Source organism: Streptomyces nymphaeiformis (assembly GCF_014203895.1).
Taxonomy (GTDB): domain Bacteria; phylum Actinomycetota; class Actinomycetes; order Streptomycetales; family Streptomycetaceae; genus Streptomyces; species Streptomyces nymphaeiformis.
Map to the genome: position 1 here is coordinate 469,910 of NZ_JACHJY010000009.1, position 21,651 is coordinate 491,560.

A 21,651-nucleotide genomic window follows, 5' to 3' on the forward strand; every position below is an offset into this window, starting at 1 on the left:
CCCGCCCCCTGCGGTTTTCCGCAGGGGGGCCGGGTGGGAAGCCTCGTACCGGCGGTGAGCAGGGATTTCTAGCGTGAGGGCATGCCGGGGCGCGGGCCTCGGGAAGTCGCTCGTCGTCCTGGAGACCCACCATGCCCCTCAGCGCGCTCGTCCCTCATCCGCCCCTCCCCCTGGCCCTGGCCGGGGAGCCCGCCGGCGGATTCGCCGGGTGGGCCGCCGGGCTCGTCGACACGATGGGCGGGCCCGGCGCGGGGCTCGCCATCGCGCTGGAGAACCTCTTCCCGCCGCTGCCCAGCGAGGTGATCCTGCCGCTGACCGGCTTCGCCGCCGGGCAGGGGGTGATCAGCCTGGTCTCGGCACTGTTCTGGACGACGCTGGGCTCGGTGACCGGGGCGGTCGCCCTCTACTGGATCGGCGCGCTCTTCGGGCGGCGGCGGATGCACGCGCTCTGGGCCCGGCTGCCGCTGGTGAAGGTCTCCGATCTGGAGCGCACCGAGCGGTGGTTCGCCCGGCACGGCACCAAGGCGGTGTTCCTGGGCCGGATGGTGCCGATCTTCCGCAGTCTCATCTCCGTCCCGGCGGGCGTCGAGCGGATGCCGCTGCCCGTCTTCCTCGCGCTGACGACCCTGGGCAGCCTGGTCTGGAACAGCGTGCTGGTGATGGCCGGCTACTGGCTCGGGGACCGCTGGGACCTCGTCGAGGGGTACGTGGGCGTGCTGTCCAAGGCCGTGCTCGTGCTGGTCCTCGTGGCTCTGGCCGCGTTCCTCGCCGTACGGCTCCGGGGGCGCGGGCGTACCAAGCACCGCCGTACCTCGTGAGCGGGGCACGGACCCCCGTACTAGGCTCCGGGACCGTGCGAGGGGGCGAAGGGGACGGTACGGGGGCCAGGTCCGCGGGCATGCGGCTCGTCGGCGTGGTGCTCGGCTGCCTGAGCGCCCTCCCCGGCGCGGTCTTCCTGCTCGTCGCCGGAGCCGCCCTCGGACCCTGGCCCCGCGCGCGGCCGCTCCTGATGGCCGGGGCCCGGCGGCTCGCCGCCCTGGAGCGGAGGCGCCGCGCGGTCTTCTTCGGCGACCGGTTCCCCGGTGCGTACGAGGTCCCCGACCGGCGGATCCTCCGCTACCTCGCCGCCCGCGTGGGGGCCGGTCTGGTGACCGGGATCGTTCTCGGGCTCCTCGTCTTCGGCGAGGTCCTGGCCGTCCTGCTCGTCCGGGGCCTGGTCCGGGGCTCGCTCGGCTGGCCCGAACTCCCCGGTCAGCTGCTGCTCGGCGGCGTCCTGCTCTACCTCGACGTCCAGGGCCTGTACGCGCTGGCCGCGCTCGACGCCCGCCTCGCGCGCGCGTGCTTCGGCCCCTCCGAGGAGGAGCTGCTGCGGCGCCGCATCGACGAACTCGCCCTCAGCCGGGCCGCCGTCGTCCAGGCCGTCGACACCGAGCGCCGGCGCATCGAGCGGGACCTCCACGACGGCGTCCAGCAGCGGCTCGTGGCCCTGGCGATGCTGCTCGGCCGGGCGCGCCGGGGCCGGGAGCGCGACCCGGAGCAGGCGGACGCCCTGCTGTGGCAGGCGCACCGGGAGGCCCAGGACGTCCTGGCCGAACTGCGGGACGTGGCCTGGCGGGTGTATCCGGCGGCCCTCGACAGCCTGGGCCTCGAAGAGGCGCTCGGCGGGGTGGCCGAGCGCTGCGCGATCCCGTTGCGCGTCCGCTTCGACGCGGGCGACGCGCCGCTCCCCCGGCCGGTGGAGTCCGCCGCGTACTTCGTGGTGTCGGAGGCCGTCACCAACGCCGCCAAGCATTCCTCCGCCTCCACCGTCTCCGTGGCCGTGACGCGGACCGGCCCGCTGCTCACCGTGCGGGTCGAGGACGACGGCCGGGGCGGCGCGGACCCGGCGGGCAGCGGTCTCACCGGCCTGCGCAGCCGGGTCGCCGCGCTCGACGGGACCCTGCATGTCGACAGCCCCCTCGGGGGACCCACCACTCTTGTCGCGGAGCTGCCGTGCGCGTGATCCTGGCCGAGGACTCGACCCTGCTGCGGGAGGGCCTGGTACGGCTGCTCGTCGAGGAGGGCCATGAGGTGCTCGCGGCCCTCGGCGACGCGGAGACGCTCGTCGCCGAGGTGGAGGCGCGGCGCCCGGACGTCGTCGTCGCCGACATCCGGATGCCGCCCACCCATACGGACGAGGGGCTGCGGGCCGCCGTGGAGATCCGCGAGCGGCTGCCGGAGACGGGGGTCCTGGTGCTCTCCCAGTACGTCGAACGCAGCTACGCGGCCCGGCTCCTCGCGGCCGGCGCCGAACGCGTCGGCTACCTCCTCAAGGACCGGGTGGCCCAGGTCGAGGAGTTCCTCGACGCGCTGGACCGGATCCACGCGGGCGGGGCGGCGATCGACCCGCAGGTCGTGCACCAGCTGGTCGTCCGCAGCACCCACGCCGATCCGCTGGCCCGGCTCACCCCGCGCGAGCGGGAGGTCCTGGAGGTACTGGCCCAGGGCTACACGAACGCGGCCATCGCCCGGCAGCTGCACCTCTCGCTGAGCGCGGTGGAGAAGTACCTCAACGCCGTCTTCGACAAGCTGGAGCTCCACCGGACCGACGGCTACAGCCGGCGGATCCTGGCCGTGCTGCGCTACCTGGAGGCCTGAGCCCACTCGCTCAGCACCTCGTCGGTGTGCTCGCCCGGGAGCGGGGCGCGGCCCGGAGCGTCCGCCGGGGTGCGGTCGAAGCGGGAGGCGGGGGCCGGCTGGAGGGCGCCGCCGACCTCCACGAAGGAGCCGCGCGCCGCCAGTTGGTGGTGCTCGGCCGCCTCGGTGGCGGTCAGCACCGGGGCCACTCCGGCGTCCACGGCGTCGAAGAGCTTCACCCAGTGCTCGCGGTCCCGGGTCGCGAAACGGGCCGCGATCAGGGCGCGCAGCTCGGGCCAGGCGGCCGGATCGGCGCGGTCGGGGAGGCTGCCGTCGTCCGTCAGGCCCAGCTGCTCCAGGAGGTTCCGGTAGAGCCGGGGTTCGATGGCGGCGACGGCGAGGTGCCGGCCGTCGGCGGCCGCGTAGAGGGAGTAGTGCGGGGCGTCGGTGACGGTGTGGTTGCCGGGGACCGCGCGCCACTGGTGGATCAGGGTGGCGATCAGGGCGGCGCCGTCGGCGAGGGCGGTGTCCACGACCTGGCCCCGGCCCGAGCGCTCCCGCTCGTGGAGGGCGGCGAGCAGCCCGTGCACATGGGCGTTGGCGCCGCCGGCGAAGCTGGAGAGGTACGCGGTGGGCGGCGGCACCGGCGCCCCGCTCTCCGGGTCGGTGTCCAGGGCGCCGGTCAGGGCGAGCACCGCGAGGTCGTGGGCGGCGCGCCCGGCCCACTCGCCCTCGCCGCCCCAGCCGCTGAGCCGCCCGTACACCAGGCGGGGGTTGCGGGCGAGGGCCGCCTCGGGGCCGATGCCGAGGCGGTCGGCGACGCCGGGGCGGAAGCCCTCGACGAGGAGGTCGGCGTGCTCGGCGAGGAGGAGCGCCTGCTCGATCCCCTCGGGGCTCTTCAGGTCGAGGGCGACCGAACGGCGGCCCCGGGACAGCGGGTTCTCCGCCGGGCGCTCCGCGTCGGGCGCGGGCGGGCCGGCGGGCGCCCTGTCCACCCGTACGACGTCGGCGCCGAGACCGGACAGGACGGTGCCGACGAACGCGGTGGGCGCCGAACCCGCGAATTCCAGTACGCGCACTCCGCTCAGCGGTCCTGCCATGGCCAACTCCCTTGAATTCATGGGCTTGTGATGTCTCCACGCTATTGCGCGCCCTTATGGAAAGGACTGCGGAGATCCGTAGCGCCGGGAATTCCGCAGCGCCCGAGACTGAGGCGATTCCCTTTTCTCCGCTTGCGAAAGGAATGCCGCATGACCGTCGTCTACACCGCCGAGGTCACCTCCACCGGAGACGGGCGCAACGGCGCCGTGCACTCCTCCGACGGGCTCCTCGACCTGCCGCTGTCGAGCCCCAAGGCCGTCGGCGGCTCCGGCACCGCGACCAACCCCGAGCAGCTCTTCGCCGCCGGCTACGCCGCCTGCTTCCACAGCGCGCTGCGGGTCTCCGCGCGCGAGTCCAGGACCGCGCTCGCGGACGACACCGTCACCGCCGAGGTGGCGCTGCACAAGGAGGAGGGCGGCTTCCACCTGTCGGTGGTCCTCACCGTCGGCCTGCCCGGCCTCGACGCCGCCGAGGCGCGGCGGCTCGCGGACGCCGCCCACGGGCGCTGCCCGTACTCGAAGGCGATACGGGGGAACGTCGAGGTGCGGATCGATCTCGCCGGGTAGATCCCGCCGAGTAGGTCTCCTGGCAGGCGGAAGAGCCCCCGTGGTCCACGGGGGCTCTTCACGTACGACTCCTGTACGACTCCTGTGCGTCGGGTCCTCAGCGTTTCGCCGACGCCGCTGCCGCCGCCGCTGCCGGCAGCGCCTCGACCACCCGGCTCACGGCCCGGTCGTCGTGCGAGGCGGAGATGAACCAGGCCTCGAAGGGCGAGGGCGGCAGATAGACGCCCTGCCGCAGCAGCTCGTGGAAGAACGGCGTGTAGCGGTACGACTCGGTGGCGCGGACCCCGTCGAAGTCCACCACCTCGTCCTCCCCGAAGAAGACGGAGAACATGGTGCCGGAGTACTGCAGCCGGTGCGCCACGCCCTCCTTGGCGAGGGCGGCGGAGACCTCGGCGCCGATGGTGGCCGAGACCTGGTCGAGCCGCTCGTACACCTCGGGGGTGCTGTGCCGCAGGGTGGCGAGGCCCGCGGCGGTGGCGACCGGGTTCCCGGAGAGGGTGCCCGCCTGGTAGACGGGTCCCGCCGGGGCGAGGTGGGCCATGACGTCCGCGCGTCCGCCGAAGGCCGCCGCCGGGAAGCCGCCGCCCATGACCTTGCCGAAGGTCAGCAGGTCGGGGGCGACGCCGTCGCGGCCGTACCAGCCGGAGCGGCTGGCCCGGAAGCCGGTCATGACCTCGTCGGAGATGAACAGCGCGCCGTGGCGGGCGGTGATCTCCTTGAGACCGCCGTTGAAGCCGGGCAGCGGGGGGACGGCGCCCATGTTGCCGGGGGCCGCCTCGGTGATGACGGCGGCGATCTCGTCGCCGATCTCGGCGAAGGCCTTCTCGACGGCCGCCAGGTCGTTGTACGGCAGGACGATCGTGTCGCTCGCCTGGGCGCCGGTGACCCCCGGGGTGTCGGGCAGCGCGAAGGTCGCGAGGCCCGAGCCGGCGGAGGCGAGGAGGGCGTCCACGTGGCCGTGGTAGCAGCCGGCGAACTTCACGATCTTGCTCCGGCCCGTGAAGCCGCGGGCGAGGCGGATCGCCGACATCGTGGCCTCGGTGCCGGAGCTGACCAGGCGCACCTGCTCGACCGGGGCGACCCGGTCGACGATCTCCTCGGCGAGTTCGACCTCTCCGGTGGACGGGGCGCCGAAGGAGGTGCCCCGCTCCAGGGCCCGGGTGACGGCCTCGACGACGGCCGGGTGGCGGTGGCCGAGGATCATCGGGCCCCAGGAGCAGATGAGGTCGACGTACTCGTTGCCGTCGCTGTCGGTGAGGTACGGGCCTTCGGCGGAGGCGATGAAGCGGGGGGTGCCGCCGACGGCGCCGAAGGCGCGGACCGGCGAGTTGACGCCGCCGGGGGTGACCTCGCGGGCGCGCTCGAAGAGGGCCTTGCTGTTCTCCGTACCGCTCATCGGGCCGTCTCCTCGGAGGTGTCGAAGCTCAGCGCCGCGTCCAGGACGACCGCGCCCTTCGTGAGCACCCGCACCGGGTTGAGGTCGAGGGCGAAACCGGCGGGCCAGTCCTGGACCAGGTCGCCGACCTCGTGGAGGAGCGCGGCGGCCGCTTCGACGTCTGCGGCGGCCCGGCCCCGGGTGCCGGCGAGCACCTTCGCGCCGCGCAGCCCGGCGAGGAGCTCGGCGCCCTCGCCCGGGGCCAGCGGCAGGAGCCGGTGGCCGACGTCGTCGAGGACCTCGGTGAAGATCCCGCCGAGACCGGCGGTGAGCACCGGGCCCAGGTCGGTGGTGTGGACGCCGACGATCAACTCGACGCCGTCCTCGACGAGTTCCTCGACGAGGACCTGGCCGCCGAGCGCGGCGAGCCGGCCGTACGCCTCGGGAGCGGTGTCCGCGGTGACGCCGATCTCGACGCCTCCGGCCTCCGTCTTGTGGAGCAGTCCGGGCACCACGGCCTTCAGCACCGCCGTACCGCCGACCTCGGTCACGGCCCGTGCCGCGTCCTCGGCGTCCGCCGCGATCCGGCCCTTCGGCACGGGGATCCCCGCGTCGGCGAGGAGCCGCTTCAGCTCGGGCTCGGTCGCTTCGGCACCGGGTCCCGCGACCGTCCCGGGGCGCGGGGCGTCCGGGAGCGTACGGGGGCGGCTGACCTCCCAGAGGGCGGCGGCGGCGCGCAGGGCGCGGGCCGGGGTCGGGTACTCGGGGAGGCCGGCCTCGCGCAGGTCGCGGGGGGCGTCGGGGGCGAGGAAGTCGGCTCCGGTGCGGGCGACGAGGATCGGCTTTCCGCCCTTCACGGCGGCGCGGGAGAGGGCGTTGACGGCCTTCTCGACGTCGGGTCCGGCCATCACGCAGAAGGCGGCGACGATGATGTCGACGGTCTCGTCGGCGATCAGGACGTCGAGGGAGCGGTCGAACAGGGACGGGTCGCTGAGGACGGTGGCCGTGATGTCGACCGGGTTGTCGATGGCCCCGAACGCGGGGACGATCTCGGCGAGCGCCTCCTTGCTCCGCGGCTCCAGGGCGCTGAGCTCCAGGCCGTGGGCCTCGACGGCGTCGGCGGCGAGGATGCCGGAGCCGCCGGAGGTGGTGACGACGGCGACGCGGTTGCCGGCGGGGCGCCGCTCGGACTCGAAGACCCGGGCGACGTCGAGGAGTTCGTCGATGTCCTCGACGCGGACGATGCCGAGACCGCGCAGGGCGGCGTCCAGGACCCGGTCGTCGGTGGCGAGGGCGCCGGTGTGCGAGGCGGCGGCGCGGCCGCCCGCCTCCGTACGGCCGGACTTGAGGAGGGCGACGGGCTTGCCGGAGCCGGCCAGTTCGCGGAGGGTCCCGATGTCGGGGGTGTCCTCCAGGTAGCCGAGGAGGCCGGTGACCTCGGGGACGGCGGACAGTTCGCGGAGGACTTCGAGGGCGGTGACGTCGGCGTCGTTGCCGGTGCTGACGACCCAGCCGGGACGCAGGCCCCGCTCCAGGGCGAGGCTGGCGGCGCCGAAGCCGAGGGCGCCGCTCTGGCTGACGAAGGCGAGGGTGCCGGGCTCGAAGGGCACGGACTCGGCGCCGAAGAGCGGGCTGAAGGTGGCGAGGACCCGGTTCTCGTAGCCGACGGCGCCGATGCAGTTGGGGCCGATGATCCGCAGGCCGCCCGCGCGGGCCTTGGCGACGACCTCCGCCTGGAGGCGGGCGCCCTCCTCGCCGGTCTCGGCGAAGCCGGAGGAGGCGATGACGGCGAGCTTGACGCCGGCGGCCACGCAGTCGTCGACGGCGCCGGGGACCCGCTCGGCGGAGACCATGATCAGGGCCAGGTCGACGGGGCCGGGGGCGTCCTTGACGCTGGGGTAGGCGGGGACGCCGAGGATCTCCGGGGAGCGCGGGTTGACCGGCAGGATGCGGCCCTTGTAGCCGTACCGGAGGAGGTAGTCGAGCGGCTTGCGGCCCAAAGCGCCGGGGCGCTCGCTGGCCCCGATGACGGCGATGGATTCGGCTTCCCAGAGGGCCGAGATGTCACTCATGCGATGGCCTCGATCTTCTTCTCGTTCGTGGTGTCGGTGTCGCTGCCGTCGGTGGACTCCGCGGCGGCGAACAGGCGGGTGAAGGCGGCGATGTGCCGGGCGCCGTCCGGGTCGGCCGCCAGCTCGCGCACCAGGACCGTGGGCTGGTGCAGCGCCTTGTCGACGATCCGGCGCACGCTGCGGCCGATCTCCTGCCGCGCGGCGCCGTCGAGTCCTTCGAGGCGGCGGGCGAGCCGGTCGAGTTCGGCCTCGGCGGCCTCGGCGGCGGCGGTGCGCAGGGCGGTGAGGACGGGCTTGGCGCCGGCGAGCCGGAGGCCCGTGCGGAACTGCTCGACCTCGGCGTCGATCAGCTCGTGGGCGGCCTGGACGCTGGCGGCGGAGATCTCGTCCTCCTGGCCCTCCTCCGCGATCCGCCGCAGGTCGACGAAGGTGACGCCGGGAAGTTCCGCCGCCGTGGGGGCGATGTTGTGCGGCAGTGACAGGTCGAGCAGGAACAGCTCGCGGCCGTCCCGGGCGGCGAGCGCCTCCTCGACGTCCCGGGCGGTGACGAGGTGTCCGGTGGCGGCGGTGGCGCCGACGACGACGTCGACCTCGGTGAGCAGCCGGGGCAGGTCGGCCAGGTCGTAGCCCGCTCCCCCGGTGGTCTCGGCGAGCCGCTGGGCCTTCTCCGGGGTGCGGTTGGCGACGTGGACCCGGTCGAGGCCGGAGCGGCGCAGGGCGGCGACGACGACTCCGGCGAACGCTCCGGCGCCGATGACGAGGGCGGTCTTGCCGTGCAGGGAGCCGACGCGGCGCTCGAAGAAGCCGAGCCCGGCGGTGGCGAGCGAGCGGCCGGCCTCGTTGAGCCCGGTCTCGTTGCGGGCCCGCTTGCCGACCCTGAGGGCGGTCTGGACGGCTTTGGCGAGGACGCGGCCGGTCCGGTCGAGCCGCTGGGACCGTTCGAGGCCCAGTTTCACCTGGCCGAGGATCTGGTCCTCGCCGACCACGACCGATTCGAGTCCGGAGGCGACGGCGAAGAGGTGGCGTACGGCTCCGTCGGAGTGGTGGCTGTAGAGGTGCGGGGCGAGCTCCTCGTGGTCGACGCCGGTGTGCTGGGCGAACAGCTCGCCGAGGCCGTCGAGTTCGCCCGGGTCGGAGGTGCCGCCCCGGGTCTCGGCGTAGATCTCCAGGCGGTTGCAGGTGGAGACGACGACGGCGGCGTCGATGCCGTCGACGGAGGTCACGTCGGAGACGAGGTCCTCGGCGGGCCGGTCGGTGCCGGCGAGTCTCTCCAGGAGGTCGAGCGGGGCGCTGGCGTGGCTGATGCCGAGGACCAGCATGGTGGCGGACGAGGTCACCGGGTCACCGGTCCAGGCTCTGGGCGAACTCGGAGGCCCAGTAGGTGATGATCTGGGTGGCGCCGGCGCGGTGGATGGAGGCGAGGCTCTCCCGGACGACCTGGTCGCGGTCGATCCAGCCCTTGGCGGCGGCCGCCTCGACCATGGAGTACTCGCCGGAGACCTGGTAGGCGGAGACGGGGACCTGCACGTGGTCGGCGATGAGCCGGACGATGTCGAGGTAGGCGAGGGCGGGCTTGACCATCACCAGGTCGGCTCCTTCGGCGACGTCGAGCGAGACCTCCAGGAGCGATTCGCGGATGTTGCCGGGGTACTGCTGGTAGCCCTTGCGGTCGCCGCGCAGGGTGGACTCGACGGCGTCGCGGAAGGGGCCGTAGAAGTGCGAGGCGTACTTGGCGGAGTAGCCGAGGATGGCGACGGACTGGTGTCCCGCCTGGTCGAGGGCTTCGCGGATGCGGCGGACCTGGCCGTCCATCATGCCGCTGGGGGCGACGATCTGGGCGCCGGCGTCGGCCTGGACGACGGCGGCCCGGGCGTACAGCTCGATGCTGGCGTCGTTGTCGACGTCGCCGGCGGCGTCGAGGACGCCGGTGTGGCCGTGGTCGGTGTACTCGTCGAGGTTGATGTCGCCGATGACCACGGTGGAGTCGCCGACCTCGGCGACGACGTCGCGCAGGGCGACCTGGAGGATGCCGTCCGGGTCGACGGCGCCGGTGCCGGTGGGGTCCTTGTGCTCGGGGATGCCGAAGAGGATGAGTCCGCCGACCCCGTTGGCGACGGCCTCGGCGGCCGCCTTGCGGAGGGTGTCGCGGGTGTGCTGGAAGACGCCCGGCATGGAGGGGATCTCACGCGCTTCGGTGAGGCCCTCGCGGAGGAAGAGGGGCTGGACGAGGTTGGCGGGGCCGACGCGGGTCTCGGCGGCGAAGCGGCGCAGCGCGGGGGTGCGGCGGAGCCGGCGCGGGCGGTAGTAGGGGGCGGCGGGGTCGGTGGCCGCGGTGTTGCGGCCGTAGGCGTCGTACGTCATGGGCGTGACTCCTTCGAGGGCGTGGGGGCGTGCGGGCTCGCGTACAGGGGGTCGGACACGGCATCTCCTAGAGGGCCGAGCCGAGGAAGACCTGCTCCAGGTGCTTGGAGACGGGCTCGTCGGGGCGGCTGAACCAGTAGCCGTGCTCGCTGCGCTGGAAGAGCTTCAGCTCGCCGAGCTGGACGAGGGTCTCCGCGAGCTTCACGGCGAGTCCGGCGGGGTCGATCACGGGCAGGCCGTGGAGTTCGTGGATGCCGAGGTGCCAGAGGATCTCGTTGGGGATGCCCTCGGCGGGGATGATGACCTCGGCTCCGGCCCGGGCGGCGCGCTCGGCGGCCGCCGAGTACACCTCGACGAACTCGTCGAAGTCGCCTTCCAGGGAGCGGTGCACGGAGTCCCAGCCGCCGGGCACGACCTCGTACGAACTGAGCGAGGACTCCAGGCGGTACTGGCGGATGTTGGCCCTGATGGGCTCCTCCAGGGGCGGCATGAAGCCGAGGACGCCGAAGCGCTGGCCGGTGAGCGCCGAGAGGAAGAAGGCCGTCTCGCCGTATCCGAGGGTGGGGATGGAGGCGAGGTGGCGGGCGTCGCGCAGGCCGGGGTCCTGGCCGGCGGCGATCACCCAGGCGTCGTAGCCCTCCCGCTCCGCGACGAGCGCGGACTCGGAGAAGTGCCGGCTGAACAGCACCTGGGCGGAGTGGTGGCCGACGAGCCCGAAGGGGGTGCGGTCGGGGTACGTGTCGGCCGGCAGGGTCTTGATGTCGACGGTGGTGCCGGGTGCGGCGATCGCGTCGAGGTGCTCGCGGTACCACTGGTCGAGCAGCGGCAGACGTCCCTCAACGGTGTGCTTGTGAAACCAGATCCGCATGTGTCTCGCCTTTCCGGGGTCGTGGTGCGACGTCGAGAAGTGAGGCCTTGAGCAGGTAGTCGGTGGCCGCGCGGGGATCGGCGGCGGTGCGCCGCAGGTCGGCGATCCGGGCGCGGAGTTCGGCGGGGCTGTCCAGCCCGGCGGTGCGGGCCTCGCTGCGGGGGAGGACCGCCGTCTCGACGATGGAGCGGCGGTGTGCGAGCGCCGCGTCGAGCGGGGTCTCGTCGCCGGTGCCGTCGGTCAGCACGGCGGCGAGGGCCCGGCCGGTCTCCACGGCGTCGTGCAGGCCGCAGTTCATGTTCAGGCCGCCGGCGGTGGAGGTGAGGTGGGCCGCGTCCCCGGCGAACAGGATCCGGCCGTCCCTGTAGCGGGGCAGCAGGAACCGCGCGAGCCGGTAGGTGTGCGCGTCCGTGACGCGCACGGCCCGTCCGGCGCCGCCCGGCAGGGCCCGGTCGACCCGGGCGCGCACGGCGTCCGGCGCGAGCACCTCGTCGCGGGGCGTCCCGCGCGGGATCCGGAAGATGAGCCGCCAGTGGTCGGGCATCCCGAGCGCGCTGACCGAGCCCCGCGGGTCGCGGACGTACGTCAGCGCGGCGAGCCCGGGGACCAGCGCGTCGAGCGGGGCGTCGGTGACCACGCGGAGCGCGTAGTCCGGGTACTCCTGTGCCGTGCCGGGCAGTCCGGCGAGCTCGCGGAGCCGGCTGCGGCTGCCGTCGGCGGCCAGGACGTACGGGTGGTGGGTGTGGGTGGGTCGTCCCGCCGCGTCCTCGGTCCGCAGCCGCACCCCGGCGCCGGTCTGCTCGGCGCCGGTGACGGTGGCCCCGAACCGCACGTCGGCGATCCCGGTCGTGGTCAGCGCGTCGAGCAGGAGCGGGGTGAGCCGGGCCTGTTCGACGTGGAGCCGGTACGGGTGGCGGGTGTGCCCGGCGAGCAGGGCGTAGTCCAGCTCGGCGTGCACGGCGCCGTCCAGGTCGCGCCACTGGACGCGGTCGACGGTGCGGCCCTGGCGGCGCAGGGCGGCCGCCACGCCGAGTTCGTCGAGGAGGTCGAGGGTCGCGGGGTGGAAGGTGGAGGCACGGGACTCGGTGGCCAGCTCGCTCCTGGACTCCAGGACGGTCACCGGGACTCCGGCCCGGGCGAGGACGAGCGCGGCGGTCAGACCCACGGGACCGGCGCCGACGACGGCGACGGGGGCGTGGGACGCAGGTCCGTGGGCCGCTGAGGAGCCGCTCACGACACGGTCGCGGCCGCTGACCGCTCGGCCAGCCGGCGCAGCAGCGGGTGGGCGTCGGGGCCGTCCGCCGGGAGGCCGAGGGCGTCGCGGGCCCACCAGGCGCTCGCCAGGTTGGAGGTGAGCAGGGTGCGCCCGCCGTCCCGGCCGAGCTCGGCGAGGGCGTCGAAGGTGAACATGCCGGTGCCGGTGAACAACAGCGTGGCGTCCTCGGGGAGTTCGGCCTCCCGGACCTGGGCGACGAGCTCGTCGGTGGTCACGTCGTACGGGGAGAACCGCGCGCCGGCCCGGATCTTGACGACCCGGTCGACCGCGAGGCCGGCCGACTCCCAGTACGCCTGGGAGAGTTCGGTGAGCCAGGGCTCGTACGGCGAGACGAGGACGAGCCGCTCGGCGCCCACCGCCCGCGCGGTGTCGAGGATGGCCAGGGCCGCGGACCGTACGGGCGCTCCGGCGCGCTCGGAGAGTTCCGCGCAGAGCGCGCGGTCGCCTTCGGGCGTGAGGAGGTAGTGCGAACCGGTGCAGGAGACGACGACCGCGTCGAGACGCAGTCCGCCGAAATTCCCCAGCACTTCGGGGAGCACGTCGTTGTACTTCTCCAGACGACCGCGCAGGTCTTTTCCGGGAAGCACCGGGAATCGTGAGGTGTGCACATTGAATGCGGGGCTGACGAGGCTGCCGATCTCGGGTTCGGCTGCGGCGTTTCCGGACGGAACCACCACACCGAGTCGCGGAGCCGATTGCAGAGCCATGAACGAGTCTCTCCCAACCGTCGGTGCCATTGAGATCACCGTACGGCCCGGGCGACTCGCACATCGATACGGGAATCCGCACCCCTTCCCGAGGGACCGGGAAACGGAAATGACGCCGCACCGTGAATACGGTGCGGCGCCCTTTCCGAATGGAATACGGAATTCAGCTCGCGCGGTTCGCCTCGGCGACGAGTTCGTCGATCTTCGCGCGGCGGGTCAGTCCGCCGTTCACGGCCCAGTTCCCCTCCGGTATCTCGTTCACGACGAGCCAGACGACGGTGTCCGGCCCGGTCGCCGCGTGCACGTGCCGGGTCACCTCGGCCGCCAGCGCCTCGTTGCGTTCGGGCGCGAGGAAGCCCTCCAGGGGCGTGACGACGACCAGGACGCCCGGGGGCCGGCCGGCGCCGGTGGTGGCGAGCCCCTTGGCGGCCTCGCGGACGTACACCCAGGTGGCGGCGGCGAAGAACTCGGTGCGGGGCAGCTCCATGGCCGTCAGCACGGAGTCGGCGACCTGCTGCTGCAGGACCTCCGCGGCTGCCTCGGACAGGGTGCCCTCGGGGACGGTTATCTCGACGAGCGGCATGACGACTCCCTTGCATCACGGGGGTGGAACGGTCTGATCAGCAGGCCAGCGCGGCTTCGAACCGGTCGATGGCAGCGGCCAGTTGGGCGCGCCGGCGGATGTCGAGCTTCCGGTAGATCCGGGTGATGTGCAGCTCCACGGCCCGGGTGGAGACCGTGAAGGACTCGGCGATCTGCTTGTTCGTCAGACCGTCGAGCATCATCGTGGCGATGCGCCGCTCGTGGGCGGTCAGCTCCTCGCGGGCGCTCGGCGCGGCGGGTGCCGGCGGGGCGAGCGGCGCGACGGGTGCCGGCGCGCCCCCGCGTATTCGCTCGTGGGTCCCGGCGCCTCCGGTGGACCGTTCGAGGCCGGCGAGCACGACGTGCCCCATGACGGCGTTCCATTCCCGGACCCGCAGCTCGCCGATGACCTGTGCCTGTGCGTACGGGTCGGCGTAGAGCACCCGTAAGAGCGTGCGGCGGTCGGGGGCCTCGCAGACCAGGAACTCCCCGGTGCCGTCACGCCAGGGCCCGCCGCCGAGCAGGATGCCGCGCGCGGCCATTCTTTTCCAGTAGGCCCGGTGAGCCTCTCCGAAACTCAACCGGTCCGTCTCATTGCCACGGAAAACGAGTTCGACCACAAAAGCCACGTGCGACTCCCCCATAAAAGGCCGGGTGTTTCCACTTGTGACGCTACCATCCGGCACCCGCTCCATTAATGAACACGATGTTGCGGCTGACGGCCCGGCATTTCTGGGTCCTGCTGAATGCGTCAGGTCCGGCTAATCGGCCGCTGCCGGCGCCGGTACGGGGACGGCCTCGGGAGCCGGTTCGGCCGCCGGGCGGGGCTTGCGGCGCAGCAGACCGGTGGCGACGAGCACCGCCACGGCGCCCAGCCACACGGTCCAGCCGAGCGGCTCGCGCAGCACGACGGCGCCGAGGACGACGGCCACCGCGGTCATCAGGTAGGTGACGGTGGAAGCGACCGTGGGCCCGTCCTTGATGATCAGCTCGAAGTTGAGCAGCGCGGCGAAGCCGGTGCAGACCACGCCGAGGACGAGGACGGAGATCACCGAGTCGGCGCGCCAGGTCACGGACTGGAGGCCGAGGAACGGGAAGGCGGCGAGGAGGAGCACGGTCGCGGCGCTGAGCTGCCCGCCCGCCAGCATCAGCGGCGGAATGCCCCTGCCCACGAGGAACCTGCCCATGTACGCGAAGCTGGCGCCGAAGCTGATCGAGCCGAGGACGAAGCAGAGGATGCTCCAACCGGTGCCCGCCGAGGCGGCGTTCCAGGGGGAGGCGATGAGCGCGGTGCCTCCGAGGCCGAGCAGCACGCCGCCGGCCTTGAAGGCGGAGACCCGCTTCTCCTGGCCGAGGAGCAGCGCGGCCGCGAGGGTCCAGATGGGCGCGCTGCCGTTGACGACGGCGGCGACGCTGCTGGACCCGGCGATCTCGCCCTCGGCGTAGAGGGTCCAGGGGACGGCGTTGCCGAGGAGCGCGGCGACCGTCAGGTGCCCCCAGGTGGCGGGGTCCTTGGGCAACCGGAGCCCCTTCGCGTAGCCGATGGCGAGGATGACGACGGCGCCGAGGGCGAGCCGGATGAGCACCATCTGGACGGGCGAGAAGCCGTATCCGGCGATCTTGATCCACAGGAAGACGGAGCCCCAGATGAGGCTCAGCGCGGCCAGCCGCGCGTACGTGGCTTTGGACATGGGTGTTCCTGCTCCAGGGGAAGGCAAGGGGAGAAGAAGGGGACGCGCGAAGTGGTCCGCGGTACGGGACCGAGCCTCGCAGCGGCGGACGGGCGGGTCCAGCAACGGCTCGTGGACGGTACCTTCCACGAGCCGTGACGTATTGCGTTCCGCCTGGTCAGGCGGCGACGGCCGCCCTGGCGACCGTGCGGAGCGCGTCCAGGACGGCGGCGATCTCCGGGGAGGCCTGGCTGCCCTCCCGTACGGCCGCGAAGACCGTGCGGGACGGGGCCTGCTCGCTGAACGCGCGGATCGTCACCTCGGGCCGGGGCGCCGGCTTGGCCATCCGCGGGACGAGCGCGACCCCGAGGCCGAGCCGCACCGCCGCGAGCGTCGCGTCCCAGTCGCCGATGGCGTGGGAGGCCTGCGGGGTGAACCCGGCGGCCGTACAGGCGGCGACGCCGATGTCGTGGCACATGCCGGTCGTCGCGAAGATCCAGGTCTCCTCGGCGAGGTCGGCGAGGAGCAGCCGGGGGCTGTCGAGGAGCCGGTGGCCCTCCGGCAGGGCGATGTCGAAGGGGTCGTCACAGAGCGCGACCCGGTGGAAGCGCGGGTCCTCGCCGGCCGTCCCCGCGGTGTCCGCGGAGATGACGACGTCCGTCTCCCCCCGGTGCAGCAGGGAGAAGCTCTCCGGCGGGTCGACCTCGGCCAGCGAGGTCCGCAGCAGCGGCCGGCTCTCCCGGAGCCGGGCCACGGCGGGCAGGATCAGCGCCGAGAGGGTGGTGGAGAAACCGGCCACCGCGACCTCGCCGCTCTCGCCGCTGCCGTGCGCGGCGAGTTCGGCTCGCATCTGCTCGATCTGGGTGAACACGGCGTCGGCGTGCCGGAGGACGATCCGCGCGGCGCCGGTGAGACGCAGTCGGCGCCCGGACGGTTCGGTGAGCGGGACGCCCAACTCCCGTCCCAGGGCGCTGATCTGCTGCGAGACGGCCTGCGGGGTGAGGTGGAGGGCCTGGGCGGCCGCGCTGACGGTGCCGCGCTCGCTGAGCTCCCTGAGCACGCGCAGCTTCCGCAGGTCCGGATCGGTCATGTCCCGCACCCCTCCCCCGCCCTTCGTCAGCGTCTCGTCATCGTACGCAGCCGGCGTCCACGTCGATGACCTCCTTGACCAGTGTCTCCAGGACGTCGAGGTCCCGCGCGGTGCGGCCCGCCTCCCGCCGGTCGCCCGGGTAGGTGGGGTCGAGGACGACGGCGTCCGCCCCGAGGTCCTGGAGGAGTCCGAGGTCGTCGGCGATCTGCGCCAGGGTGCCCTCGCCGAGCAGCCGGCCGGGGCCCAGGGGCCGGGACGTGACCCGCAGTTTGATCCGGGGACAGAGGGCGGGCACGGGCCGTTCCTGCTCCTCGGCGACCTGCCGGAGGGTCGGCAGGCCCACGCCGAGGAGCCAGTCGCCGGAGACGGAGGTGGGGTGCCAGGCGTCGCCGAGGCGGACGGCGCGGCGCAGCGCTCCGTAGCTGTGGCCGCCGACCCAGACGGGCGGTCCCGGGCGCTGCACGGGCAGCGGCCCGGTGTGGACCTCGCGGAAGGAGACGTGGGCGCCGTCGAAGGAGGCGACCTCGTCGGCCCAGCAGGCCTTGATCGCGGCGAGGTACTCGTCGCTGATCGCCCCGCGCCTGCGGTACGGGACGTCGAGGACGGCGAACTCCCGGGCGGCCCAGCCGGCCGCCGCGCCGAACACGAGACGGCCGTTGCTGAACCGGTCGATGTTGGCGGCGACGCGGGCGGTGTGCACGGGATGCCGGTACGGGAGGATCGTCACCGTGGTGCCGAGCCCGACCGTCCTGGTGACCCCGGCGAGCCAGGCGAGGGTCGCGAAGGGGTCGTAGAACGGGGCGGGGAAGAGGTGCTGGACGTCCGGGGTGAGCGCGACGTGGTCGGAGACCATGGCGTAGTGGTAGCCCATCGCCTCGACCCGCAGCGCCCAGTCGGCGAGGGCGTCGGGAGTGGCTTCGGGCCCGTAGTTGGGCAGATTGACGCCGAACTTCATGAGGCGTTCCTTTCGGGGGCCGCGGTCACGGCGCCGGCCCCTTGGGCGTTGTTCCGAAGCGGTGGCCCGGTGAGGCGCCGGGCCACCGCGAGGTGGAGGAGGACTCCCGTGAGCGCGACCGCGGCGGCGAGGAGCGGGAGCCGGCCGGCGTCGAGCCCGTGGGCGAGGGCGAGGCCGCCGAGCGCGGAGCCGACGGCGCCGCCGAGGTAGGTGGCGGAGCTGTTGAGGCCGACGGCGGCGGCCCCGGAGGCCTCGCCGTCGAGCAGCCGGTGCTGCTGCGGCACGACGAAGGCCCAGCCGACCGCGCCCCAGACGAGCAGCGGCAGCAGGACGAGCCCGGGTACGGCGCCGGTCCACGGCAGCAGCGCCAGGGCGCCGCCGAGGGTGCCGAGGAGGACGACGGCGAGGCGGGCGGGCCGCCCCGTCCGGTCGACGAGGGTCCCGGCGAGGAAGCTGCCGCAGACCCCGCCGATGCCCCAGACCCAGAGGTACGGCACGGCGCTGCCGATGCCGGCGACGCGGTGCAGCACCGGCTGGAGGTAGGTGTAGAGCCCGAGGCTCGCCACGGTCTGGGTGAAGGTGACGGCGACGACCACGGCGACCCGGGGCCGGGCGAGGGCGCCGATCCGGGCCCGCAGCGAGGGCGCCGCGGCTCCCCGTACCGGCGGCAGCGCCGTCGCGACGCCCAGCAGCGCGGCCAGACCGAGCCCGGTGACCAGCCACAGGGCCGCCCGCCAGCCGGAGCCTTCCGCGACGAGCAGCCCGAGCGGCACGCCGAGCACGGTGCCCGCGCTCATCCCGCCGAGGACCAGGCCGAGGGCGCGCCCGCGCCGCTCGGGCGGGACGAGCGCGACGGCCGCGGTGGCCGCCGCCGGGGTGAAGAGGCCCGCTCCGGCGCCGGCGAGGGCCCGGGTGCCGAGCAGCGCGGCGTACGAACCGGCGAGCGCCGTCCCGGCGTTGGCGAGGACGAAGACGACGAGTGCGGTGACGAGGACCGTGCGGGTGCCCCAGCGGGCGAGGACGGCCGAGAGGAGCGGGGCGGCGAGGGCGTAGCAGAGGGTGAAGGCGGTGACGGACTGTCCCGCGAGGGAGACGGAGACGTCCAGGTCGGCGCCCATGTCCGGGAGCAGTCCTGCCATCGCGTAGGCGTCGGTCCCCATGGCGAAGGAGCCGAGCGCGAGCAGGCCCACCGCGCGCGTGCCGCCCATCACACCCCCTGACGTTCGCTGCGTGGATACGGTCCTCGGGACGCTACTGACCGGACCTGCCCGTCGCAGCCCACAACGCCGAGGAGGGTTCGGAGTTCCGCAGCCTCCGACCGTCGCTCCTCTCGAATCGGCCGGTCATCGACCTACCGTGGATCTCTCCAGGAACCCCAGGAGGGAGTCCACCGTGCTCGATCTGTCCGTCATCAACGCGATGTTCCCGCCAGACCTCCCGGAACCGGCCGACTGGGAGCGGCGGTTCGGTCCGCGCGCCCTGCCGGACGGCGCCGAGGTCACGCGCTTCGCCCCGAGCCCCACCGGACACCTGCACATCGGCGGCCTCTACACGGCGGCCGTCGCCCGGGCGCTCGCCCGCCAGTCGGGCGGGGTGCACGTGCTGCGCGTCGAGGACACCGACCGGTCCCGGCAGGTGGCGGGCGCCGCCGAGGAGTTCTCGCGGCTGCTCGGGGCCTTCGGGCTCGCCCCGGACGAGGGCGGTGTCGCCGGGGACGGGGCGTGGGGGCCGTACCTCCAGTCGGAGCGCCGGGAGGTGTACCTCAGCCATGTGCGGGACCTCCTTCGCCGCGACCGCGCGTACCCCTGCTTCTGCGGGCGGGAGCTGCTCGCCCGGAGCGCGGAGGAGCAGCGCGCGGGGCGTTCGCCGCTGGGCTACTACGGGCGCTGGGCGCCGTGCCGGACGCTCGCGCCGGAGGAGGCGGCGCGGCGGCTCGCGGCCGGCGAGCCGTACGTGGTGCGGTTCCGCTGCCCGTACGAGTTCCCCGGCCGGGTCCGGTTCACGGACCGCATCCGGGCCTCCGTCACCATGCAGGACAACGGCAACGACATCGTCCTCCTCAAGTCCTCCGAGGAGGAACTGCCCCTCCCCACCTACCACTTCGCGCACGTCGTGGACGACCACCTGATGCGGGTGACCCTCGTCGTACGCGGCGAGGAGTGGCTCTCCTCGACCCCGGTCCATCTGCAGCTGCACGCGGCGCTCGGCTTCGAGCCGCCTTCGTACGCGCACCTCGCCCCGCTGATGAAGGCGGAGGGGCCCTCGCGCCGCAAGCTCAGCAAGCGCAAGGACCCCGAGGCGTCCGTCGGCTACTACCTGTCCGCCGGCTATCCGCCCGCCGCGGTCCAGCACTATCTGCGGGGCCTGGCCAACATCCGGCTCATGGACGTCCCCACCGCGGAGGCGCTCGCCGCCGACGTCCGGCTCGACGGCATGCGCCCCTCGGGGCCACTGCTCGACCTGCCCAAACTGCACTCGCTGAGCCGCGAGTTCATCGCCTCGCTCTCCCCGGGCGAGCTGTACGGGCAGCTGCTCGCCTGGGCGGAGGAGTACGACCCGGAGCTCGGCTCCGTGCTCGCCCGCCACGAGGACCTCGCCCTGGCGGCCGTGGCGACGGGACGACCGGAGGGCGCGCCGGCCCGCAAGGACCTGGAGCGCTGGTCGTGCTTCCGCGACCGGTACGGCTTCTTCTTCGCGGACCTGTTCGGCCCGGCGCCGGAGCCCGGGGACGACCGCTACGGCGGCCTGCCTTCAGACCGAGTGCGGGCTGTCGCAGCCGAGTTCGCCACCGTCTCTCCCGACGAGTGGTTCACGAGGCTCGGGGAGATCGCCGGGCGCCACGGCTTCGCCCCGGACACGGCCTCCTGGCGCCGGGACCCGGACCGCTGGGCGGGACCGCCGAGGCAGGTCGCGAACGTGGTCCGGGTCGCGCTGACGGGCGCCACCCGCAGCCCGGACCTCGTCGCCGTGGCGCACGCCCTGGGCCGGGACGAGGTGGTGCGCCGCCTGACCGCCGTGGCGGGCCCGTGACTACGTCAGCGGCAGGCTCCGGGCCGAGGCGCGGACGCCCGGGGCGGTCGGCGCCGGCGCCTTGAGGAGGCCCTTGTCGCTGGAGCTCGCGGGAGCGGTCGCCCCCACGGGGGTCGTGGTCATCGGCCGGGCGGCTCCGCAGCGCTGCTTCTCGGCCTCGGACATGGGACCGGTGCGCTGGAGCAGCCGGTCGGGCACGGCACGCGAGGGTCCGTCGATGACGGCGTGCAGCCGGTAGTCGTCCTTCTTGCTGACGAACCAGCCCTCGACCCGCTCGCGGCTCGGCTGCATCTCGACCCAGCTGACCTCACCGGGCTGGATCCGCTCCACCACCGTCCGCTGGTCGCTGCTGAACCACTGCCAGGGCCGCTGCCAGCCCTGCTCGTAGGCGAGGGCGAACTGGGTGGCCATCGGCCGCTCCTTGATCCGCTTCTCGTCCTCCTCCCGTACGCCGGTGGTGGGCAGCCGGGCCACCTCGGGGAGCGCGAGGCCGGCCTCGGCGTACGTCTGGGAGATGCTGTCGTGGCTGCGCTCGGCGTACGAGAGGAGCCGGCTGTGCTCCAGGGTGTTCCGGGTGCAGTTGACGAAGGCCTCGCCGACGACCCGCGCCTCGTCGTAGTAGCGGAAGGAGGTCCGGGCGTCCGGCCGGAAGGTGCAGGCGTTCTCGCCGTTGCAGGCGGCGGCCGCGTTGTGCAGGCTGCTCTCCCGTTCGTTGCCCTTGTACGCCTCCGAGGTGCCGAGGTTCGTCTTGTCGACGGTCATGTCGACGGGCGGCGGCACCTCGACGGCGCGGATGCGGGCGATCATCGGCGTGCAGGTCACATGGGTCTTGGAGTCGGTGACGCGTGAGGTGAAGGTGAGCATCGGCTCGTTCTCGCCAGCCGTGAAGACGTAGGCGCGTCCGGTCCAACGGCCCTTGCCGGGAGTGCCCTTGACCCGGTCGGGGTCGCCGGCGGTGGTGACCTCCTGGACGGGGCCGCCGGAGCCGTCCACCGCGTACGGCTGGCCGTCGGCGACCTGTGGACCGGTGCACTCCTTGGAGACGGCGGGGCTGTCCTCGTAGGTCACGGTGACCTTGGCCCCGGCGCGGACCCCGCGGAGCCGCTGGCGGAGGGTGTTGCCGTCCTTCTGGAGGGCGACGCCGTGGGAGGCGTCGGTGCGGCCCGAAGCGGTGGGCGAGTAGCGCTGGTTGAGGCCGGTCCAGAAGTCGATGCCGACGGTGGTGGGGCCGTCGCCCTTCATCACGGGCTCGGCGAAGTCGCCGTTGAGGACGGCGACGTCCTGCTCGGCGGGGGCGGCCGACACGGGAGGCGCGGGCAGCAGGAGTCCGGCGGCCCCGAGGACGACGAGGGCGGAGAGCGTGGTGCGGTTCATGGTGGTTC

At 73.8% G+C, this 21,651-nt stretch carries 20 protein-coding genes; 5 read left to right on the forward strand and 15 right to left on the reverse strand.

Annotated features, from left to right (window positions below):
* Positions 1–131 precede the first annotated feature (131 nt).
* From GGE06_RS30740 to GGE06_RS30750, 3 genes are all read left to right on the forward strand, one after another.
* On the forward strand, positions 132–818 hold the full coding sequence (locus tag GGE06_RS30740) for a DedA family protein (RefSeq protein ID WP_116158477.1): 687 nt from the start codon (positions 132–134) through the stop codon (positions 816–818).
* An 80-nt stretch (positions 819–898) separates the two neighbouring features.
* Positions 899–2,002 carry a sensor histidine kinase gene (locus GGE06_RS30745; RefSeq protein WP_116158478.1) on the forward strand — a complete coding sequence of 368 codons (1,104 nt, stop codon included), beginning with the start codon at positions 899–901 and terminating at the stop codon, positions 2,000–2,002.
* Complete coding sequence (locus GGE06_RS30750) at positions 1,993–2,637, forward strand: response regulator transcription factor (RefSeq protein WP_116158479.1); 645 nt, start codon at positions 1,993–1,995, stop codon at positions 2,635–2,637. The genes GGE06_RS30745 and GGE06_RS30750 overlap by 10 nt, the downstream gene beginning before the upstream one ends.
* Here the strand turns inward: GGE06_RS30750 and GGE06_RS30755 are convergent.
* Positions 2,622–3,716 (reverse strand): CaiB/BaiF CoA transferase family protein, encoded by a 1,095-nt coding sequence (locus GGE06_RS30755; RefSeq protein ID WP_184932362.1) that lies wholly within the window; start codon positions 3,714–3,716, stop codon positions 2,622–2,624. The genes GGE06_RS30750 and GGE06_RS30755 overlap by 16 nt on opposite strands.
* A gap of 150 nt (positions 3,717–3,866) precedes the next feature.
* Between GGE06_RS30755 and GGE06_RS30760 the strand changes: the two genes are divergently transcribed.
* A complete protein-coding gene (locus GGE06_RS30760; RefSeq protein WP_116158481.1) occupies positions 3,867–4,283 on the forward strand; it encodes an organic hydroperoxide resistance protein in 417 nt (138 codons plus the stop codon).
* A gap of 97 nt (positions 4,284–4,380) precedes the next feature.
* On the opposite strand, the gene hemL is transcribed toward GGE06_RS30760, so the two are convergent.
* The 13 genes from hemL to GGE06_RS30825 form a co-directional block, all read right to left on the reverse strand.
* Complete coding sequence (hemL, locus tag GGE06_RS30765; protein WP_116158482.1) at positions 4,381–5,679, reverse strand: glutamate-1-semialdehyde 2,1-aminomutase; 1,299 nt, start codon at positions 5,677–5,679, stop codon at positions 4,381–4,383.
* Positions 5,676–7,730 (reverse strand): acetate--CoA ligase family protein, encoded by a 2,055-nt coding sequence (locus tag GGE06_RS30770; protein ID WP_116158483.1) that lies wholly within the window; start codon positions 7,728–7,730, stop codon positions 5,676–5,678. Before GGE06_RS30770 ends, hemL begins: the two co-directional genes overlap by 4 nt.
* Positions 7,727–9,067, reverse strand: a complete 1,341-nt coding sequence (gene hemA, locus GGE06_RS30775; RefSeq protein WP_184932363.1) for a glutamyl-tRNA reductase — start codon at positions 9,065–9,067, stop codon at positions 7,727–7,729. Before hemA ends, GGE06_RS30770 begins: the two co-directional genes overlap by 4 nt.
* Positions 9,068–9,071: 4 nt before the next feature.
* A complete protein-coding gene (gene hemB / locus GGE06_RS30780; protein ID WP_116158485.1) occupies positions 9,072–10,091 on the reverse strand; it encodes a porphobilinogen synthase in 1,020 nt (339 codons plus the stop codon).
* A 67-nt stretch (positions 10,092–10,158) separates the two neighbouring features.
* Positions 10,159–10,959, reverse strand: a complete 801-nt coding sequence (locus GGE06_RS30785) for an aspartate/glutamate racemase family protein (RefSeq protein ID WP_184932364.1) — start codon at positions 10,957–10,959, stop codon at positions 10,159–10,161.
* Entirely contained in the window at positions 10,928–12,289 is a 1,362-nt protein-coding gene (locus GGE06_RS30790) for an FAD-dependent oxidoreductase (RefSeq protein WP_312883370.1), read from the reverse strand. The genes GGE06_RS30785 and GGE06_RS30790 overlap by 32 nt, the downstream gene beginning before the upstream one ends.
* The gene (locus GGE06_RS30795; RefSeq protein WP_116158488.1) at positions 12,190–12,942 is read right to left on the reverse strand and encodes a maleate cis-trans isomerase family protein; all 753 of its coding nucleotides are present in this window, start codon (positions 12,940–12,942) and stop codon (positions 12,190–12,192) included. The genes GGE06_RS30790 and GGE06_RS30795 overlap by 100 nt, the downstream gene beginning before the upstream one ends.
* Before the next feature lie 163 nt (positions 12,943–13,105).
* Entirely contained in the window at positions 13,106–13,525 is a 420-nt protein-coding gene (locus GGE06_RS30800) for a tautomerase family protein (protein ID WP_184932366.1), read from the reverse strand.
* A gap of 37 nt (positions 13,526–13,562) precedes the next feature.
* A complete protein-coding gene (locus GGE06_RS30805) occupies positions 13,563–14,168 on the reverse strand; it encodes a LuxR C-terminal-related transcriptional regulator (protein ID WP_116158490.1) in 606 nt (201 codons plus the stop codon).
* A 117-nt stretch (positions 14,169–14,285) separates the two neighbouring features.
* Entirely contained in the window at positions 14,286–15,215 is a 930-nt protein-coding gene (locus tag GGE06_RS30810) for a DMT family transporter (protein WP_116158491.1), read from the reverse strand.
* 157 nt (positions 15,216–15,372) lie between these two features.
* Positions 15,373–16,284, reverse strand: coding sequence for a LysR family transcriptional regulator (locus GGE06_RS30815; protein WP_181924480.1), 912 nt, complete (start codon positions 16,282–16,284; stop codon positions 15,373–15,375).
* Between the two features lie 37 nt (positions 16,285–16,321).
* Complete coding sequence (locus GGE06_RS30820; RefSeq protein ID WP_116158493.1) at positions 16,322–17,239, reverse strand: TIGR03619 family F420-dependent LLM class oxidoreductase; 918 nt, start codon at positions 17,237–17,239, stop codon at positions 16,322–16,324.
* The gene (locus GGE06_RS30825) at positions 17,236–18,447 is read right to left on the reverse strand and encodes an MFS transporter (RefSeq protein ID WP_184932367.1); all 1,212 of its coding nucleotides are present in this window, start codon (positions 18,445–18,447) and stop codon (positions 17,236–17,238) included. Before GGE06_RS30825 ends, GGE06_RS30820 begins: the two co-directional genes overlap by 4 nt.
* 184 nt (positions 18,448–18,631) lie before the next feature.
* On the opposite strand from GGE06_RS30825, the gene GGE06_RS30830 reads away from it, so the two are divergent.
* Positions 18,632–20,269, forward strand: coding sequence for a glutamate--tRNA ligase (locus GGE06_RS30830; protein WP_116158495.1), 1,638 nt, complete (start codon positions 18,632–18,634; stop codon positions 20,267–20,269).
* Here GGE06_RS30830 and GGE06_RS30835 read toward each other — a convergent pair whose 3' ends face one another.
* Positions 20,270–21,643 carry a hypothetical protein gene (locus tag GGE06_RS30835; protein ID WP_184932368.1) on the reverse strand — a complete coding sequence of 458 codons (1,374 nt, stop codon included), beginning with the start codon at positions 21,641–21,643 and terminating at the stop codon, positions 20,270–20,272.
* Positions 21,644–21,651: the final 8 nt, after the last annotated feature.

Excerpts from the sequence above, each read along its gene's own strand:
- GGE06_RS30785 (WP_184932364.1), bottom strand. The coding sequence starts at position 10,959 with ATGCGGATCTGGTTTCACAAGCACACCGTTGAGGGACGTCTGCCGCTG.
- GGE06_RS30800 (WP_184932366.1), bottom strand. The coding sequence starts at position 13,525 with ATGCCGCTCGTCGAGATAACCGTCCCCGAGGGCACCCTGTCCGAGGCA.
- GGE06_RS30795 (WP_116158488.1), bottom strand. The coding sequence starts at position 12,942 with ATGGCTCTGCAATCGGCTCCGCGACTCGGTGTGGTGGTTCCGTCCGGA.
- GGE06_RS30770 (WP_116158483.1), bottom strand. The coding sequence starts at position 7,730 with ATGAGTGACATCTCGGCCCTCTGGGAAGCCGAATCCATCGCCGTCATC.
- GGE06_RS30755 (WP_184932362.1), bottom strand. The coding sequence starts at position 3,716 with ATGGCAGGACCGCTGAGCGGAGTGCGCGTACTGGAATTCGCGGGTTCG.
- GGE06_RS30760 (WP_116158481.1), top strand. The coding sequence starts at position 3,867 with ATGACCGTCGTCTACACCGCCGAGGTCACCTCCACCGGAGACGGGCGC.
- GGE06_RS30745 (WP_116158478.1), top strand. The coding sequence starts at position 899 with ATGCGGCTCGTCGGCGTGGTGCTCGGCTGCCTGAGCGCCCTCCCCGGC.
- GGE06_RS30740 (WP_116158477.1), top strand. The coding sequence starts at position 132 with ATGCCCCTCAGCGCGCTCGTCCCTCATCCGCCCCTCCCCCTGGCCCTG.
- GGE06_RS30810 (WP_116158491.1), bottom strand. The coding sequence starts at position 15,215 with ATGTCCAAAGCCACGTACGCGCGGCTGGCCGCGCTGAGCCTCATCTGG.
- GGE06_RS30835 (WP_184932368.1), bottom strand. The coding sequence starts at position 21,643 with ATGAACCGCACCACGCTCTCCGCCCTCGTCGTCCTCGGGGCCGCCGGA.
- hemL (WP_116158482.1), bottom strand. The coding sequence starts at position 5,679 with ATGAGCGGTACGGAGAACAGCAAGGCCCTCTTCGAGCGCGCCCGCGAG.
- hemB (WP_116158485.1), bottom strand. The coding sequence starts at position 10,091 with ATGACGTACGACGCCTACGGCCGCAACACCGCGGCCACCGACCCCGCC.
- GGE06_RS30825 (WP_184932367.1), bottom strand. The coding sequence starts at position 18,447 with ATGGGCGGCACGCGCGCGGTGGGCCTGCTCGCGCTCGGCTCCTTCGCC.
- GGE06_RS30815 (WP_181924480.1), bottom strand. The coding sequence starts at position 16,284 with ATGACCGATCCGGACCTGCGGAAGCTGCGCGTGCTCAGGGAGCTCAGC.
- GGE06_RS30805 (WP_116158490.1), bottom strand. The coding sequence starts at position 14,168 with ATGGGGGAGTCGCACGTGGCTTTTGTGGTCGAACTCGTTTTCCGTGGC.
- GGE06_RS30820 (WP_116158493.1), bottom strand. The coding sequence starts at position 17,239 with ATGAAGTTCGGCGTCAATCTGCCCAACTACGGGCCCGAAGCCACTCCC.